General features: G+C 35.6%; 18 protein-coding genes. 6 read left to right on the top strand and 12 right to left on the bottom strand.

Features of this window, described 5'->3' with window-relative positions; translation table 11 throughout:
• Window positions 1-7: 7 nt before the first annotated feature.
• A complete protein-coding gene (locus DPQ89_RS12555) occupies window positions 8-2,203 on the bottom strand; it encodes a glutamine synthetase III (RefSeq protein WP_127717370.1) in 2,196 nt (731 codons plus the stop codon).
• A 262-nt stretch (window positions 2,204-2,465) separates the two neighbouring features.
• On the opposite strand from DPQ89_RS12555, the gene DPQ89_RS12550 reads away from it, so the two are divergent.
• Window positions 2,466-3,068, top strand: coding sequence for a 4'-phosphopantetheinyl transferase superfamily protein (locus tag DPQ89_RS12550; protein ID WP_127717369.1), 603 nt, complete (start codon window positions 2,466-2,468; stop codon window positions 3,066-3,068).
• On the opposite strand, the gene DPQ89_RS12545 is transcribed toward DPQ89_RS12550, so the two are convergent.
• Window positions 3,052-4,770, bottom strand: coding sequence for a M61 family metallopeptidase (locus DPQ89_RS12545; RefSeq protein ID WP_127717368.1), 1,719 nt, complete (start codon window positions 4,768-4,770; stop codon window positions 3,052-3,054). The genes DPQ89_RS12550 and DPQ89_RS12545 overlap by 17 nt on opposite strands.
• Window positions 4,771-4,843: 73 nt before the next feature.
• Between DPQ89_RS12545 and DPQ89_RS12540 the strand changes: the two genes are divergently transcribed.
• Together DPQ89_RS12540 and DPQ89_RS12535 are read left to right on the top strand one after the other, a co-directional pair.
• Window positions 4,844-5,335 (top strand): iron-sulfur cluster assembly accessory protein, encoded by a 492-nt coding sequence (locus DPQ89_RS12540; RefSeq protein ID WP_127717367.1) that lies wholly within the window; start codon window positions 4,844-4,846, stop codon window positions 5,333-5,335.
• Window positions 5,336-5,346: 11 nt separating this feature from the next.
• Window positions 5,347-6,147, top strand: coding sequence for a LysR family transcriptional regulator (locus tag DPQ89_RS12535; protein WP_127717366.1), 801 nt, complete (start codon window positions 5,347-5,349; stop codon window positions 6,145-6,147).
• On the opposite strand, the gene DPQ89_RS12530 is transcribed toward DPQ89_RS12535, so the two are convergent.
• From DPQ89_RS12530 to rfaD, 10 genes are all read right to left on the bottom strand, one after another.
• The gene (locus DPQ89_RS12530) at window positions 6,130-6,837 is read right to left on the bottom strand and encodes a HugZ family protein (protein WP_127717365.1); all 708 of its coding nucleotides are present in this window, start codon (window positions 6,835-6,837) and stop codon (window positions 6,130-6,132) included. The two genes, DPQ89_RS12535 and DPQ89_RS12530, sit on opposite strands and share 18 nt — an antisense overlap.
• A 103-nt stretch (window positions 6,838-6,940) precedes the next feature.
• Window positions 6,941-8,773 carry a cystathionine beta-synthase gene (locus DPQ89_RS12525; protein ID WP_241558848.1) on the bottom strand — a complete coding sequence of 611 codons (1,833 nt, stop codon included), beginning with the start codon at window positions 8,771-8,773 and terminating at the stop codon, window positions 6,941-6,943.
• Window positions 8,774-9,008: 235 nt separating this feature from the next.
• Window positions 9,009-9,716 (bottom strand): hypothetical protein, encoded by a 708-nt coding sequence (locus DPQ89_RS12520; RefSeq protein ID WP_127717363.1) that lies wholly within the window; start codon window positions 9,714-9,716, stop codon window positions 9,009-9,011.
• 261 nt (window positions 9,717-9,977) lie between these two features.
• Complete coding sequence (locus DPQ89_RS12515) at window positions 9,978-10,706, bottom strand: hypothetical protein (protein ID WP_127717362.1); 729 nt, start codon at window positions 10,704-10,706, stop codon at window positions 9,978-9,980.
• Window positions 10,707-10,738: 32 nt separating this feature from the next.
• On the bottom strand, window positions 10,739-10,984 hold the full coding sequence (locus DPQ89_RS12510; RefSeq protein WP_127717361.1) for a hypothetical protein: 246 nt from the start codon (window positions 10,982-10,984) through the stop codon (window positions 10,739-10,741).
• A 309-nt stretch (window positions 10,985-11,293) separates the two neighbouring features.
• Window positions 11,294-12,367 (bottom strand): hypothetical protein, encoded by a 1,074-nt coding sequence (locus tag DPQ89_RS12505; protein WP_127717360.1) that lies wholly within the window; start codon window positions 12,365-12,367, stop codon window positions 11,294-11,296.
• A gap of 171 nt (window positions 12,368-12,538) precedes the next feature.
• Window positions 12,539-12,949 (bottom strand): hypothetical protein, encoded by a 411-nt coding sequence (locus DPQ89_RS12500; RefSeq protein ID WP_127717359.1) that lies wholly within the window; start codon window positions 12,947-12,949, stop codon window positions 12,539-12,541.
• A 2-nt stretch (window positions 12,950-12,951) separates the two neighbouring features.
• Window positions 12,952-13,323, bottom strand: a complete 372-nt coding sequence (locus DPQ89_RS12495) for a hypothetical protein (protein WP_127717358.1) — start codon at window positions 13,321-13,323, stop codon at window positions 12,952-12,954.
• Window positions 13,324-13,454: 131 nt separating this feature from the next.
• Window positions 13,455-13,880 (bottom strand): FliG C-terminal domain-containing protein, encoded by a 426-nt coding sequence (locus DPQ89_RS12490; protein WP_127717357.1) that lies wholly within the window; start codon window positions 13,878-13,880, stop codon window positions 13,455-13,457.
• Window positions 13,881-13,893: 13 nt separating this feature from the next.
• Window positions 13,894-14,868, bottom strand: a complete 975-nt coding sequence (rfaD, locus tag DPQ89_RS12485; RefSeq protein ID WP_127717356.1) for an ADP-glyceromanno-heptose 6-epimerase — start codon at window positions 14,866-14,868, stop codon at window positions 13,894-13,896.
• 196 nt (window positions 14,869-15,064) lie between these two features.
• Here rfaD and DPQ89_RS12480 point away from each other — a divergent pair, with 196 nt between their 5' ends.
• The 3 genes from DPQ89_RS12480 (at window position 15,065) to DPQ89_RS18530 (ending at window position 17,219) form a co-directional block, all read left to right on the top strand.
• Entirely contained in the window at window positions 15,065-15,559 is a 495-nt protein-coding gene (locus DPQ89_RS12480) for a molybdopterin-dependent oxidoreductase (protein WP_127717355.1), read from the top strand.
• Window positions 15,559-16,911: a sensor histidine kinase gene (locus DPQ89_RS12475; RefSeq protein ID WP_127717354.1), complete on the top strand. Its 1,353-nt coding sequence runs from the start codon at window positions 15,559-15,561 to the stop codon at window positions 16,909-16,911. Before DPQ89_RS12480 ends, DPQ89_RS12475 begins: the two co-directional genes overlap by 1 nt.
• Before the next feature lie 149 nt (window positions 16,912-17,060).
• A complete protein-coding gene (locus DPQ89_RS18530) occupies window positions 17,061-17,219 on the top strand; it encodes a hypothetical protein (protein ID WP_164848386.1) in 159 nt (52 codons plus the stop codon).
• Window positions 17,220-17,227: the final 8 nt, after the last annotated feature.

The following is a 17,227-nucleotide window of genomic DNA, read 5'->3' as shown; positions in this document are numbered from 1 at the left end:
TAAGAAATTATCTTAAAAATAACATTTCGTAGAAAGTTGGAAGTTCCCAAAGAGTGTTTGGAATCATATCTTCAATTTCATTACTAGCTGTAGCAACTTTTTCAGACATTGGGTAAACAACATTGGCAATCTCTAGTGCTCTCTTATCCTCTTCATGAGGAAGGTTGGCCACCATACTCTTGAAAGTCGTAAGAGTTGCATAAAGAGTTTCAACAGCAAAGTTAAACTTCTTATACATCTCAGTTTCAACAGAAGACTCTAGTCCAATATCTTTTTGAATTTTGATAACTTCACCAAGTTTCTTCTTATATGCAAGAGAACTTGGAAGAACATTCTTTTCAATTAGGCCAATGAGTGTAGAGAACTCAATTTCTCTTAGAGTGATATATCTCTCACAAAGAACATTGTAGCGCATCTCTAATTCATTCTTCTTAAAGATTCCTGTCTCTTCTAAATACTTTGTTTGCTCAGAGTCTAAAAGCGTTGGTAGAGCGTCGGCAGTTGTTTTTAAATTCGGCAGCCCTCTTTTTTGCGCTTCTTCTAACCATTCCTGAGAGTAACCATCACCATTAAAGATAATATTCCACGATTTAGTAATTAACTTCTTAGTTAATTTCATTAGAGCAGTGTTAATCTCGGTTTCAGAGCCAGTTTTAATCTCTTCTTTTAAAAACTCTACCGCTTCAGAAAATACTTCGGCCACGGCAGCATTTAGAATACTCAGAGGAAAACCAATTGATTGAGTCGAACCGACTGCTCTGAACTCAAATTTATTTCCTGTAAAAGCAAAAGGTGAAGTTCTATTTCTATCAGTATTATCCATTGATAAGTTTGCTAACTGATGAGCTCCAAGGTCAAGTGTTACATCCCCTGTTGGACTAAATGTATTACCATCTTTTATTGCTTGAAAAATACCTTCAAGGTTACTACCAGTAAATACTGACATTATTGAAGGAGGGGCCTCGTTTGCTCCTAGTCTGTGATCATTTCCTTGAGAAGCAATTGCAACTCTTAGTAGTTTGGATCTTCTGTGAACAGCTTCAATAACGATGGCCGTTACCGCTAGGAATCTAAGGTTCGAGTGAGGTTCTTTACCTGGCTCTAAAAGATTAAGACCAGTATCTGTGGCCATAGACCAGTTTAGATGTTTTCCAGAACCGTTAACTCCTGCAAATGGTTTCTCGTGAAGAAGTGCAATAAAGTCATGCTTTTCTGCCACATCTTTAATCGTCGCCATCACTAACTGATTATTGTCGGCCGATACGTTTGCATCTCTAAAGATTTGAGCAAGCTCAAATTGTCCAGGTGCAACTTCATTATGTCTTGTCTTAGCAGGAACTCCTAACTTGTGAAGCTCATAATCAATCTCTTCCATACATGCTAGAACTCTTCCAGGAATTCTTCCAAAATAATGATCATCTAATTGCTGATTCTTATGAGAAAGAGAACCTAATAGAGTTCTTCCAGTCATTACAAGGTCAGGTCTAGCGAAGTAGAAGCCCTTGTCGATAAGAAAGTATTCTTGTTCGGCACCACAAGTTACTGTAACTTTCTTTACATCCTTTAAACCAATTAAGTTCATAAACTCTGTAGAGAGTTCATTTAAATTTGTAATCGATCTAAGTAGTGGTGTTTTAATATCTAGGGCATCTCCATAGTAAGAAACAAATGCCGTTGGTATACAAAGAGTTAATCCGTTTGGTCCTTCAAGAAGAAACATTGGAGAAGTTAGATCCCAAGAAGTATAACCTCTTGCTTCAAATGTAGATCTAGAACCTCCATTTGGAAATGAAGATGCATCTGGCTCACCTTGTACAAGTTGTGTCGCCGAGAGTTTTTCAATTGGTAGATCATTTTCAAAATCTAAGAATGCGTCGTGCTTTTCAGCAGTTGATCCAGTTAGTGGTTGAAACCAGTGACAAAAGTGCGTGGCTCCTTTAGAGACGGCCCATTCAGTTACGGCCTTGGCCACGAGGTCCGCATGCTCTTTTTTAAGAGATGAACCAAGCGTCGATACTTCTTTAAGTTCTAATTTAACAGACTCAGGAATTCCTGGTGCAGTTGAGAAATGAAAGACATTCTGTCCGTAATACTCACTGGCCTTTAGAAAATCACCCTTCGCATCAACTGGTCGCTTGAAAGTTTTTTCTGTTCTTTTTACGGCCACTTTTTTTGCACTAAGTCTACTTTGCTTTGATGGCATGCTCGCTCCTTAAGTCATTAAAATCATCAATGATATGAGTTTACAATTTAAAGCTAGCTAGTGAAAGAGAAAATTTAAGGAATTAGGTTTCTTCTAATTAGAAAGAGTTAAGAAGATCTTCAAGTGCATTGACGCGAGTCATGCAAAGCATTAATGTTGCAAATATAAAAAATAGAACTTTAGCAATTGCTTCATTTACTTCGTGTGGCATCATAGTTAATCTTCTCCTAGAGTTAATAGTTATGACAAATCGATAACGCTTATGCAACAAGAAATTTCCAATCTATTCGACAACCTTCATTGTGTATTGCTAGATACTTATGAGGGCGAGATTCCCCAAAAAGTCTCTCACAGATACCCAGCTCCTAAAAGGGCCAGACTTCACTATACTTCACGCCTTGCTTTACAAGGTGCGCTAAAAATGGTGAGCGATAGAGACTTCTTAGAATATGATGAGCTAGAGATTATTAATCATCAATACCTTAAAGAAGATCGCAGAATTCTAGTCTCAATTTCACATACCAATGACTTTGCTGTTGCCAGTGTCAGCGACTCTGATCAACTAAGCTCGATTGGAGTAGATCTTGAAGTCTCAACAAGAGAAATCAAAGAAGGGATATATAAATTCTTTATCAATGAATCTGATCAAATCACTAACACACTTGAACTTTGGTGTATCAAAGAAGCGGCCTTTAAAGCTCTATCCCCTCTCTATCAAGAAGAAAAAACACTAGTGCTTAAAGATATAAATATTTTGAAAGATGGAACTTTCCACTTAAGCCAATGCAAAGACCTAAGTGGATTTTGGAAATTAGAGAGTAAGGAGGACAAACTCCTTACTCATGCAATTATTTTAAAAAAGTAATCGTTTGAGCTTCATCACTACTCTTTAGTGCTTTAATTTTTCGTGGTCCTTTTTCACAAAGCACACTAACTTCATTAAGAACACCAACCCTTGCAACTAGAAAAGTATATGTTTTATTTACTTCTAAGAAGTTTTCACTTTTAGGAAAATTCGTCTTATTCAATCTCATTCCATCTATTGCAATCAATTCATCTCCGGCATTGAGCCCACACTTATAGGCCACACCATCAAGAACAACACTTTGAATGGTAATATTATCGCCCTGATAAAGTGGAGTTAGGCCAAGATTAACTTTATCACTTTGCTCATACTCAACTTCAATTCCCATCTCTTTTAAAATTGCCTCAAAGTCGATTTCTTCACAAGACTCGATCATATGCTTAAACTTGTCACTGACTTGCGCACCTCCGAGCTTTTCAACCATCGCATACACTTCATCTGCACTTACACCTAAGTCAGGATTAGACTTATACCTTTGCCAAAGTAAATCAAATAAAGCATCAATACCAGAGTTGTTCTTCACAAGCATTACGTTAAGAGCGAAGAATACTAGTCCACCCTTTAGGTAGTAGCTTATTGAAGAGTTCGCAGAGTTTTCATCTGGTCTATAAAGTTTAATCCATGCATTAAATGAACTATCTTCAAGAGAGTGAAATCTTCTTCCAGGAGTTGCGTAGTATCTATTAAGATTTACTACCATTGACTCTAAATACTCACTTAGTGTTGTGAGTCCCGCTCTAAATACAAAGAGCTGGTCCATAAAGCTTGTAAGACCTTCTGTTAGCCAGTGCATTTTTGTTTTTGCTTCATTTAAGTAGTCAAATGGCCCAAGCTCAACTGGACGAATTCTTTTTACATTCCAAGTATGGAAGTACTCATGAGCAACAAGTTCTAACCAACCAATATAATCCTTACGACTTGTCATCGCAAAAGAGCCATACTGAAGAACTGTCGAGTTACTATGCTCAAGTCCCCCAAAGAGTCCCGGTGAAAAATGAGTCATAAATGTATACTTCTCATACGGAATATCTTTAGTCGTTTTAAGAACAGTCTCAACTATTGTTTTAATATCTGCTTTTAAATTGTGACTATGCTTCATGACAGGTCCATACCAGCATAGTTCGTGATCGACACCATTAACTCTAAAGCCATCTGTTTCTTGACAACCAATTTCTATTGGAGAATCAATAAGCTCATCATAATCCTTGGCCCCATAGAGAAAGACCTCTCTTTTAGTCGAGATATCTTTAAGTCCTGTAGATAGCTTCGACCAAAGGGCCGGAAATTGAACTTCTAATTCAGGTTCAAGGATTTGCTTATTTAAGATTCCCATCAGCACACTAGGCCCATGAATAAAAGCGTGATTAATATCTACATGTGAAGTTCTAACAGTGAGCTCGTGACAGTAAACATCATAAGATATTTCAAATTTCGAAGACTCACCTTTTAGATCAGAATTTTTAAAATCAACAAGATAGACACCCTTATCAACCTGTTCAAATTGGTAATATTCACCAGTGGAATTTAAGGCCTTAAAGTTTCTGATATTTCTTCCATACTCACGCATAAGGTATGACCCAGGTGACCATGAAGGTATAAAGAAAGATAATTGTTCATCATTTGCGGTGCGTTCTCCAGAAATAATCACACTTAAGTAGTGAGTTTCTGGTTGAGTAATCTTGATTTTGTACTTCAATTTCATAAAAATAAAACCTTTCTAAAAAATCCCTTGAAATTAAGGTTCGCTTTAAGCTAGAAACTTACTCATTAGATAAATGAGTTTTCAAAATTTACATGACAAAGAACTTTTCCACAAGCTTTGTCACACTGCACACTACACGAAGAAGAGAACATTTATGGCCTTTAAAGAAAATAAAATTAACCCAGAGCTCATAGAGAAACCTGTCGTATTTTTTACTCAGAGATCTCTTGATCAATTGAAATTAATTTTAGAAAACGACTTCACTTTAGCTGGAAAATATTTTCGAATATTAGTTTCTGGCAAAGGCTGTGACGGTTTCACTTACTCAGCAGGTTTCACAGACCTAAAAGAAGATGACTTTCTCATTCAAATTGAAAATTGTGACGAAGAAATTTTCGTTATAATGGATCCTTTTGCTTCTTTCTATCTACAAGAAAGTTCGGTAGACTTTATTCAAGACTTTGAAAAAGATACAGAGGGATTTGTCATCACTAATCACCTGCAAAAGAAATATGCAGGAAAGTTTTGGCGTAAAGATCAGGAGCTCACTCCCCCTCTGATTTAGAAGGGGATCAAGTGGACTATAGATACTTAAAGGCATTTCTTTTAACTGCTGAATTTTCAAGTTTCTCAAAAGCTGCAGAATCATTAAAAATTGCTCAATCGGCAGTAAGCCGACAAATCAAGCTTCTCGAAGAGAGTCTTGACCAAGAACTCATTATTAGATCATCTAAGAAAGTACTCTTAACTAATAAAGGTAAGGAACTTTACTTAGCTGCCAAACAATTTGATGAGATGAGTGATAATATTTTTCAAAAAGAAGATGATAGACCACTTCGTATTGGTATCCTAAATGGTCTTCTAAAGAATTGGTTCATGCCCTATCTGACGAAGTACTGTAAGAAGTATCAAAGACAAATCTCTATTCATATTGAAGATCAGCCTCAACTTAGGGCCGGAATCGAAGAAGGAAAGTTTGATATAACTTTCTCGACGGATAATCTACAGTCTGAACTTGTCTCTTCTTTAAAACTTTTTAGTGAAAAGCTGGTACTTATCTCTAAAAGTGAAGTCGATTTAAAGAAGCTACACGATTATAGATGGATTGTTTTTAGTGACGGCGATAATTTATTTAAACTCTCAAAGAAACAGGCGAAGTCTGTTATAACAGTAGATTCAATTCATACCATTCTCACACTTGTAAGAAATAATCTCGGCCTAGCAGTCGTGCCTTACCATGTACTAAAGAAGAATGAATCTCTTTGTATCTATGAGTTGCCAAAGCTTCCTAATTCAGAAATTTTCATGACAACTCTAAGCTATAAGCAACTACCACAACATATAAAAGAGCTTACCAACTTAATCCAAGCTTCTTAAAAGCCAAATGAACTCTTCTCTAACACTATCCTTTTCAAGGCATGGTTTAGAGAAGTTGATAAAGTGAATACTGCCTTCAACATTTAAGTGAAAGCCCTCAGCGCTAATATCAAAGAGAGAGACTTCCCCCTTTAGCTCTAGAATCTGATCTCTATACTTATTTAGAGCAGACTGATGATCATTATTCATATGATCGATTATCCCCTGCTTATCATCCCACCAATTCGGTATTTCACTAGCGAATTCACTTGCTTCAATCCAGCTTATTTTGCCAAATCCTTCAATAAATCTAACTCTAGCAGCAGTTAAGCTATAAAAGTTAAAGTCATGGGCCTCGAAGTAGCGCTTAGATTCGGGATAGAACTTTGTATATAGCTCACAGGCAAGCTCTTTTTGTGCACCTTCTTTAAGAAGCGTGGCCTTACCTACAATAGAACATCTCGATGCCTTTTGCTTATTGGGAGCCGTTTGGTCGTAAACAGTAAAGGAGATATTAGGATCAATATGAATATTCTTAGTATGCATTGCAATTTCACTAATAAGAATAATGACTTCTCCAGTTGGAGTTAGAACAAACGGACAGATAGATCCGTATGGATAGACCTCTCCTTCATAGTTCATTTGAGTAGCGAGAACTCCCGTATCAATTTTATGTAAAAGTGCTTTTGCTGAAAATGCTTTATCTGTCATAGTTTCTCCGTGAAACTATGTTAACTCAAATCGTCTAAATGTATAGAGATCGAAGCTGTAGAAATCATAAATTTTTCTATCTATACTCGTAAAGAATTATCAACTACTTTATATGCTGATTACAGAACTTAGCAAAGACACTCTTATGCTGTTCTAAATCAAATATAGGAGAGATTGCGACTCTGACAATATAGTCTTTATCACCTTCTTTAGTCGTTCCTTGAGTTGAAGTCGCAGGAATAGTCCAGTAACAACCTTTCAGTTGTCCATAGCTCACACAATGCTTACTCTCATCAGGAATTTCATTTATCATCATCTTAATAAGCAATAAATTTAGCTCTCTCTTATGGGCCTCTCTCTGTCGTGCATTATCCCCCTTAGTAGGAAGATCAAGAGAGAAAACTGATGGAGTAAAGCCTTTACTTGCGAGCTCTTTTGAGACGAAGTTTATCTTCGCCTCAGGTAGAGTTTGTTCAATAAAGTCTACAAAGGCACGAGTATTCTTATAGGCCTCGCTGATTCTCTCTACCATTGAAGGCATCTGATTTGCTAAAGTCTCAACTTGAAAAGGTGTTGCTTGATTATCACAAACCTGTAAGTGCTTTTCTATATAGCTTCCAAGTTCATTAGCAATTTCATTTGTCACACAGTATCCAGCAGTACACAGACCACCAGAAGGAAACTTAGAACCACTTACATAGGAGATTGTTTTAACACTAGAAAGAAAATCCCCCTGACCAAGGAAGAGGACATTTGGACAAAATGTTTGATCTAGAATAAATACCGGGGCAACAGCAGTTGCACCTTCACTTGTGAGACGCTTCTTTGCTAGGGCCTGCCTAAGTCTATCAAGATCAGGAACTTCAACTCTAGGATTAGTAGGAATTTCAGCTATGATAAATGGAATAGCGTCGGCACTTGCCACTTGGGACAAAACTTTTTCAACACTAGCAACCATATCCTTTCCACCATCGACTGGTAGATCCAAGATCTCAACATTATCAATACAAGCGGCCACTCTTCTGGCCTGGTCATTGGTTCCCCCATAGCAATTTGGTGGAACAATGAACTTAATCTTCTTACCTGGGTAAACCTCATAGCTATGATGGATTAGTCCCATCATGATGGCGTACTGAATAGATAATCCACAAGAACCTAAAGATGCATCAGTTGATGTATTCGTGATTTCTTTAATGGCACTTAGAGCACGAGTTCTATTTTTGCTCTCACCGACTAAATCAGGTGATAATTTCTTAACTCCAACAAAGTGCTCTAGAACACTTAGACAATCGTTTGGAGTCATCGCAATTGATTCACGTCTTCTTACGTGTTGAATTTCAGAAATATAAGCTTCACTCTCGCTTCCATTCACAAGAATGACACTACCTAATTGGGAATCTGCAAATACAGTAAAGTCTGCACTTGCTTCTAGCTCACTTGTAAAGAGTTCATCAAAAGAAGATAGAGCTACTGTTGTTCCAGAGAAGTCTGCAGCTTCACAGTAATCAGTTGTTCTTTTAAGCTCAAAGTTATAACCATAAATATCTTTTAGAATGGACTCATCAAAGTGCTTTGGTAATTCATTCTTATAAAGAATTTGAGTAGGTACTTTAGAGAGAAGATTCTTTCTAAGGATTGCTAAGATAGGCATTGTTTGAGAAGAAAAGCTTATGACATTCTTTTCATCTAGGTTTCTTTCTTTGGCAATAGTCCATTCTAAAATACATGACAGAGGATGACCGAGGCGGATATAGTCAAATGCAGTAGGAAGATTCTTTAGCTCTTTTTCAAAGTCACTACTTTTAGAGTTTAAAGATTGCAGCTTTTCTAAGAACTCAACCTTGGCCAATTCTTCATTGTAAATATCTAAGCGATGGGTAGTAAGTTGGAGCCAATCAGATGGCATAGCGTCTAAAATACTCTTAATAAAATCCATTGTAATTCCTCTGTCTATTATCCTCATAACATACATGAACTAGACAAAAGAATCAAAGAAAGAGATGGAATTGCCCTAGGAGTATGAAAATAGTAAGGCACTTTATCAATACGAACAAAGGCAAAAAAGAGCAATGAGAAGCTTTGATAAGGTCTCCTAGTCTTCCAATGGCTAATTAAGGAAAATAATAATTAAGACACTTCATTTTTTCAATAGCTCATGTCAATTACAAATATTAACAACCTTTAAAAGGATATTGGTACATAGGTTTGCCATTTTTATCATATGGATGAACCCAAAATTTCACGTTCTTCTTTTTAAAAGTATAGTTTTTTATTCCGCAAGATTCTTTCTTTTCTTCAAATTGAATCCAAAGTTTTGAGTCTATCCACTTAAAAGCAACGGCCTTAAACTCTAAATAATTATCTTTATCAGGAGATTTATTAATGAAATCAAACATTGACTTAGGTTTATTAAATACCTTTCCTCCGGGGCTTTCATGAAATGTCAATTTATCAGCAGCAATAGAAATCATATTACTTTTAAATAAATCTTCAATCTTAGTAATCCACATAAAACTCTTCTTATGTGCCCAGTAGTAGCTTCCCTTATAAAAAACTTTATAGAAATCTCCACTCTTTTCTTTACTGTAAATTCCTTGGTGCCAAAATACTCCTGACTTATCATCAAAATCTAGTCGATAATACCCATCAGAGATAACTCCCTGAGGTCGCTTCAAAGGAATAGAGTACAAGACCTTAGCCTTAAGGGATGGAGATTCATAAAGCTCGATTGCCGTCACTTTAATATTAGAAACGTAGCTCCCTTCTGCGATTCCTACATTTAACTCAAACAACTCATGACTAGACTTATCTGGTCTAGCAAGTAAAGAAGTAGAACTAGCAAACAAAGCAATAAAGAATAAGTATTTTAGTAATTTCATAAATTAAACCTCATCGTATTATAACATCAAAATTAATCAGGCCTGGATACATTTAACAACACAATATGACTTTATTAAACAACTTAAGCACAAAGAAAATTTGATAGATGTAAATGCTTTGTTATTACATATCAACAAGTATGAATGAATGGAAGTTCTTAGCTTATTTAAACCAAAAGAGCATGGCACCTTTGGTTATTAGGACAAAACATAAAAATTCTAGACGCTGCATTTCTTAAGCCATCATAGCGATTGCAGGGCCTAACACCCCTTATAAGAATATATGTAAAAAGGTTTTCCCTTTTCATCAAAAGGCTTTCCATTCTTATCATATGGGTGAACCCAAAACTTCACGTTCTTCTTTTTAAAAGTATAGTTTTTTATTCCGCAAGATTCTTTTTCTTCTTCAAACTGAATCCAAAGTTTTGAGTCTATCCACTTATAAGCAACGGCCTTAAACTCTAAATAATTATCCTTATTAGGAGATTTATCAATATAATCAAGCATCGACTTTGGTTTATTAAATACTTTTCCTCCGGGACTTTCATAAAAGGTCAATTTATCAGCAGCGAGAAATACCATCCCCCCTATAAACTTATCTTCAATCTTAGTAATCCACATAAAACTCTTCTTATGTGCCCAGTAGTAGCTTCCTTTATAAAAAACTTTATAGAAATCTCCACTCTTTTCTTTACTGTAAATTCCTTGGTGCCAAAATACTCCTGACTTATCATCAAAATCTATAGCATAATAACCAGGGGTATTGCTCCCGTCGGGATTTTTAAGTGGAACAGATTGTATAACCCTGGCTTTAAGGGATGGAGACTCATAAAGGTCAATCGCTGTTATCTTGACCTCTGGCAGATAATCCAAATCACCGATTCCCACATTCAATTCAAAAAGCTCATGACTAGACTTATCTGGTCTAGCAAGTGAAGAAGTGGAACTAGCAAACAAAGCAATTAAGAATAAATATTTTAGTAATTTCATAAATTAAACCTCATCGTATTATAACATCAAAATTAATCAAGACTCCACTCTATTGCTATATCTTTCTCAGGAAGCTCGTATGTAGTGGTGCAACCTTCGTCTAAGACCGCCAAAGGAAACATATCATAAAAACCAGGCCTATGATCAACATTACCATACTTAGAGGTAAATCCTATTGCATTTTGATCCTCATCGACACATGTATAGCCTTCTCCATAAAAGTATTCTACATTCACATCTTTGCAATGATCGATAATTTGGGAATCTTCTCCATCCAACAAAGTCCTATGTTCTAGAGTAGATAAACGCAATGAATGCAATAATGAAACTAATATGTACATACGTCGCGACTTTCTTCCAGATCTCTAAAAAGTACTTCATTCGTTATGCTCTCCTCCATCTGTGTCCATTTATAAATTCTATCCATTGTGTTGTAAGATAAAACTAAAGATTCATTTACAATATTCCTGTAATGCTCCTCGGGAACTAATAGCGAGGCTCTTTATCAATACGAACAAAGGCAAAAAAGAGCAATGAGAAGCTTTGATAAGGTCTCCTAGTCTTCCAAAGACTTGGAGAATGACTTATTAAAAATCATCCATTGGATATCCTTCATACTCCTGCGTCGGAATAAGTAGTCCACGAGATCTCTTAAATTGATCATAGCCCTTTAAGAATCCAATTTTGAAATCAGAGTATCTTATGTGATTATTATCAAAATTCTTAAATAAGCTATAGCTATCCATATTTTTATTAATAAAATATATTTCGACTATATCCTTCTTCCCTTTGATACTATTTTTATATTTAGACGCCGTAACAAACATATTCTCAAAATCAAAATGCTTTATAATTTGTAATTTTCCATATTTCTTAATTAAACTTTCTTTATATTCCTTAGCACCATACCTATCCATCCAATCAAGATTAGATAGAGAAAAGTAATTCTCTAGTCCGTATCGCTGCTCAAAAGTCTCACCACTTACTTTAGGTTTAAAACGATCCCTTCGTTTTTTTAAATATTCAGCAAACTTAGACTCAATATGCTTAGCAAACTCTATTGGATCAACTCCATAGTGATCCATTGTCTGTAGTGGCGGTCTATGTAAATAATGAAGACTCAATTTTTTAGCTGAAAAATAGGCAACTCCATCGCCAAGACGTATTTTAGCCAGTTTAGTTTTTTCATCGTAATCTTCTAAAACTAGTGCTGTCATTAGTTTCAAACCGGCTTCCTGTCTATATCCTAAGAATGGACACCTTATAGCGTTAAATTTTATACCATTCGAGTATTCACCAACGGTGTATACATCTCCATCTCCGAGATAACCAGGAAGGACGACATCCTCAAGCAAAATATTATAATTATCAGCAAGAATATTTTTTGTGTAACAAACCTTCTTGCCTTCAATGTAAAGACCCTCTTCATTTAGTTTTCCAACAGGAGCACCGTTCAATTCCTTGTTTGTATAGAACTCTATAAGAGGAAATTTGAATTTGTAGTTCTCTTTGAGACCTTTTTCATCTTCAGCATCTCTATCGTCATGATAGTCCAAAACTAAACTATACTTTCTTGGATCGATATTAAATCTTTCAAACTTAGCCAAAGTGCTTGTCATTAAACTTGATACTAATATTAGTATTACTAATTTAAAATTCATAATATTTCTCCTAATAATTACTCTCCCTAATTATAGGTTGAATCTAAATGTAATCAAAATCATTTTATTGAATTCTTTTAAGTAGAACGTAGAGAAGATAAATACAGAAAAGAAATTAAGAGTATAAGTTCTTATCTTTCAAGAAATCTTTAAGAATTAACACAAACGAAACTACTGACCAATAGAGACTAAGAATTTTGAGTTATAGTAAACTTGAAGGATTTTTTCACCGTCAATTTCACTATAGCAGTAATCAAGAACCTTACCGTCTAAATACTTATTAAGCTCTTTTAAGGCCTTCTTGTATGGAAGCTCTTCGTCTGGATAGTAATTACTAAATCTTTCGAAGGCGATTTGAAACAAACTTATAACTTCACTCTTATCTTTTGAAGAACAGATCATTTTTGATGGATCTTGAACTTCTTCAAAAGAAAAGTAGATTGACTCTTCAATGTCCCATCTAGAAGATTCTAGTGCCCAAGACACTTCTTCAATAGATGGGATTGATTTCAAAGGAACATCATCACTAGCGATGGCATTAGCACCAATGAAAAGAAAAATAATTAGAATCAAAGCTTTCATGATTAATCCCATCTATTATAAATGATATTAACGCTGTCGAGCATATCTTTAGAAATAAAGAAGTACCCTAGCTCATTTTCAAGATAACAAACTTTTGAAAAGTTATTACCTGGCATAATCTCTTTACAAACAACTTCACCTTCATCTTTTTGAGACATTGAATCACATCCAAGTCTTGAAAGAAGAGAGTTAAGGGCCTCTAGAGAGTATTCTTCAGGAGACTCGTCAAAGTCTTTCTCAAGATCCATGTCATAAACTTGATAGGATCTGCTGTCATTAGAATGGTTATCCGAAAGGATTTGAACACAATTACCGGCTGCCATTATTGGGGCCGATAAAGAAAATATTAGTAGAAACGAAATTAGATTTTTCATAGGTCACCTCACTTTTTAGAACTGTATTTGGACCAACTTTTCTTTACAAGTGCAATATAGTCCTAGAGGTGTGGGAAATAAACAATATTAGTCGGATACCGCCTATCTAATTATTAGATAGACTAGAGAAATTATACCAGTTCTTCGCCGTCCTGCGACAAGATAAGCTCACCTTTATCAAGCTTCTTTCTTACCACCTGCATTACCTTTTCGATACTCTCTTCAACTTCACTCACGGGTCTAGGACCTGTGTTTAGGATTGAATTAATCTCTTCTTTCATGGAGCTAGAAACATTTGAAGTAATATGAGTTTTTAAATCTTCTGAACCCAGTCTTAGAGCTAGGGCAAGGTCTTCAATTTTAACTTCACGCAACAGCTCTACCAACATTTTTACGGTTATATACTTAAGATCTTCAAGGGTAACCATTTCTTTTTTTAAGACTTCTGCCCTTTGTGGATCACGCTTAGCAATATCTGCCAAGATTCTAGTTCTCTCTTGAGTGCTAAGGGAAGCAAGCATTTTTGCGGCCTCTTTAATACCACCTTTAAAAGGCATATAACTCTCCTATTTAGTAGTAACTATTTTGCGCATCAAGATAGTTCTTCACATAGTCTTCGACGCCATCTTCTAAAGTCGTAAACTTAAAGTTAGGAAGAAATTCTTTAAACTTAGTCATATCTGCTTGAGTGTAATACTGATACTGGTCTCTAATACTAAGAGGCATATCGATGAATTCAATATTCTCAGGTTTATCCATTGCTTTAAAAGTTGCTTTCATAAAGTCTAGAAAGCTTCTGGCCTTACCTGTTCCTAGATTATAAATTCCTGAGAAATTAGCAGAGCTTGGATTCATCATCTCCAGCATTGCTCTAGCGATATCTTTAACGTAAATAAAGTCTCTCAGTTGTTTACCATCCTCGTAGCCTTCTTTATGCGACTTGAATAATTTTACTTTCCCAGTTTCTTTAATTTGACCATGGGCCTTATGTACGAGAGAACGCATATCTTCTTTGTGATACTCATTCGGTCCATAAACATTAAAGTACTTAAGTCCAAACCAGTGTGAAGGAAATTGTGTTTGCTTTAGAACCCATTCATCGAATAACTGCTTTGAGTAGCCGTATGGATTCAGAGGTCTATAGTCTTTAATTTTTTGGTGATCGTCACTATAGCCTAACTCTCCATCTCCATATGTCGCTGCCGATGAGGCATATACAAATGGGATATTATTAGTTGCTGCCACTTCAAAGAGAAATCTTGAATACTCAACATTATTTCTCATGAGGTAGTCCATATCCATCTGAGTCGTAGAAGAACAAGCACCTATGTGAAAAATAAAACTAATTTCTTCTTCAAATCCATCAATAAGAGAAAGTAACTCATCCGCATGAACATACTCAGCGTATTTAAGCCCTGCTAGGTTCTTCCACTTAGTTGTATCCCTAAGTCGATCTACGATGATAATATCTTCTCTTCCAAGCAGGTTAAGCTCTTTAACTAATACACTTCCAATAAATCCGGCAGCACCAGTAACTAAAATCATAGAAATTCCTTAAGTAATTGATATTTATATACAGTTTACACCTAGAGCTTCAAAAAGTTAAACAACAAATGATTTGTTAAAAATTGAAGGCCTATATAGTGGTGACGCAGTATGTTTCAATTCTAAAATTATCTTAACAACCCTCTCTATTCTTGCTAAAAATACCCATTCAATTAAATAAATATTAAGGATTTCAATGTTTAAAATACTAACACTCACACTCACACTCACACTCACTATGATGACTTTAAGTGCTATGGCCACGACAGGAAAAGTTCCTAGACAGAAAGTCTACATCGAAGGAAATGTTAAAGAGAAGAAAGTCTATAAAATGGATGAACTCTCAGACCTTCCAACTGTTGACCAAGAGATCATCGACCCATACACAAGTAATAAGAAAATTAAGTTTACTGGAATCTATCTATCAGAGATTTTTAAAATCCATGGAAACAGTAACGCAACAAGTATGGAAGTCATCGCTATCAATGATTATAAAGTGACGATCTCAAAGTCCCTCGCGGCCAGTGAGAAAATGATTCTAGCATTCAAAGGAGATGGCCAGTACTTAACTGTTTCTCAAAGAGGGCCTGCAAGAATAGTTATTCCAGGAAAGGGTCTTCTAAGTGAAGGAGAGCTCGCTAAAGAGGGAATCAACTGGGTTTGGTTTGTAAAGAGGATCATAATTAAGTAGTGAAATCTCTGTCTTCTTCAAACCATTTAAAAAAGAATTACTTCTTTCTAAATATTGCTTTTATCTTATCAGCTTTATTTATTTTTATTGGCGGCAATTGGTCTATTAATACCAATAAAGAATCTCTACAAAGAGTTTACTCATTTAGACTCTTTTCCAGAGGACACTTTCAAGTAATCACGGCCAATACCAAGGCCATGAATTTTTTAAACCTAGGTTTTAAAAACTCAAATCAAGAACAACTGGTCGAAGGAATCACCCATCTAGAAACATCTCTAGGTTTTATCTATTCTCTACAGTCTGAATTAGACATGGATAATGTGAACTCAGATCTTGATAAATTAATACCAAGGTTTGAAGCTCTCATTGAGTTGTACGAGACATTGCTAGATAGGAAATTAAACTCATCAGATAATGCTATCAGAGAAGAAATTAACGTCGAGCTTACTGAATTGAATAAGATATTTGGCCATGCTGAATCAAACTTCTGGATAAAGAGGGCCAAAGAGTTTGAAAATATAAGAAGGAGAAATGTCTTATTTGAAAGAATTTACTGGATACTGGTCGGTTCTTTTACCCTAGGGGTTGTAATTCTCGTTTACTTAACTCAGGAGAGAGCGAAGTTAGAAAATGAATTAGAAAATCAAAAAATTCAAATGGTTTCTAACTCCCGTCTAGCTGCTCTAGGACAATTCTCTGCAAGTGTTGCCCATGAAATCAACAATCCTCTTACAGTCATCCTCTGGAGATTAAAGTCATTAAGGGGCAAGGCCCAAGAGAGAGGATTAGATCAACGCTCATTGAAAGAGCTCCAAAGCATTGAGGATAACTCTAATCGCATTGATAATATTATCAAGGGTATCAAAACTCTTAGCTACAATGCTGATTCAGATAAATTCTCAAAGATTAGTATCCAAGATATTAAAACTCAGCTTGAAGATATTCTTACACCTAAATTAGAACTTCTAGAGATGAATTATCAATTCACTTCTACCTGCTTTGAAAGAACAATACTGGCCAGGGAAGTTCAAATTATTCAAGTCTTAGTTAATCTTATAAATAATAGTGTTGATGCAATAAGTTCATTACCGCAAAAGTGGGTAAATATTAATTCATACACAGAAAATCAAAATGTCGTGTTCACAATTACAGACTCTGGAGACGGAATACCAAAAGAAAATAGAAATCAGCTCTTTGATCTCTTCTTCACCACGAAATCTAAGGAAAATAAAGGAACCGGAATCGGTCTAGCTCTAGCATCTCAAATTATCAAGAATCACAAAGGTAGCCTCACCTATAATGCCTCTTGCAAGAATACTCAATTCATTATCAGAATACCTCTAGCGACCTAGCCACAGAAGTATCAATAAATAGGTTCTCTGCCATGAACAATTGTCAAAGAGATCAAATCTTAAGATCCTAAGGTACTGTTTTTATGAGAAAGTTTATCTAAAATTAAATAAGCTTTAGAATGACTTAAGCGGAACGTATGGAGAATTATATGAAGTCACTACTAGCACTTGCCATGCTTTGCTCATCAGTACTGATGACTAAGCATGTACCATTAAACAAAACAACGAAGAAAAAGCCACTGGTCAATGTTCTGAGCTGTCCACCTAACTCATCACCTCTTTGTATTACACGACCAAAGGTTTCGTAGAAAGTTTA

Source organism: Halobacteriovorax sp. HLS (assembly GCF_004006665.1).
GTDB lineage: Bacteria > Bdellovibrionota > Bacteriovoracia > Bacteriovoracales > Bacteriovoracaceae > Halobacteriovorax.
This window is presented reverse-complemented; position numbering and strand designations above follow the sequence as displayed.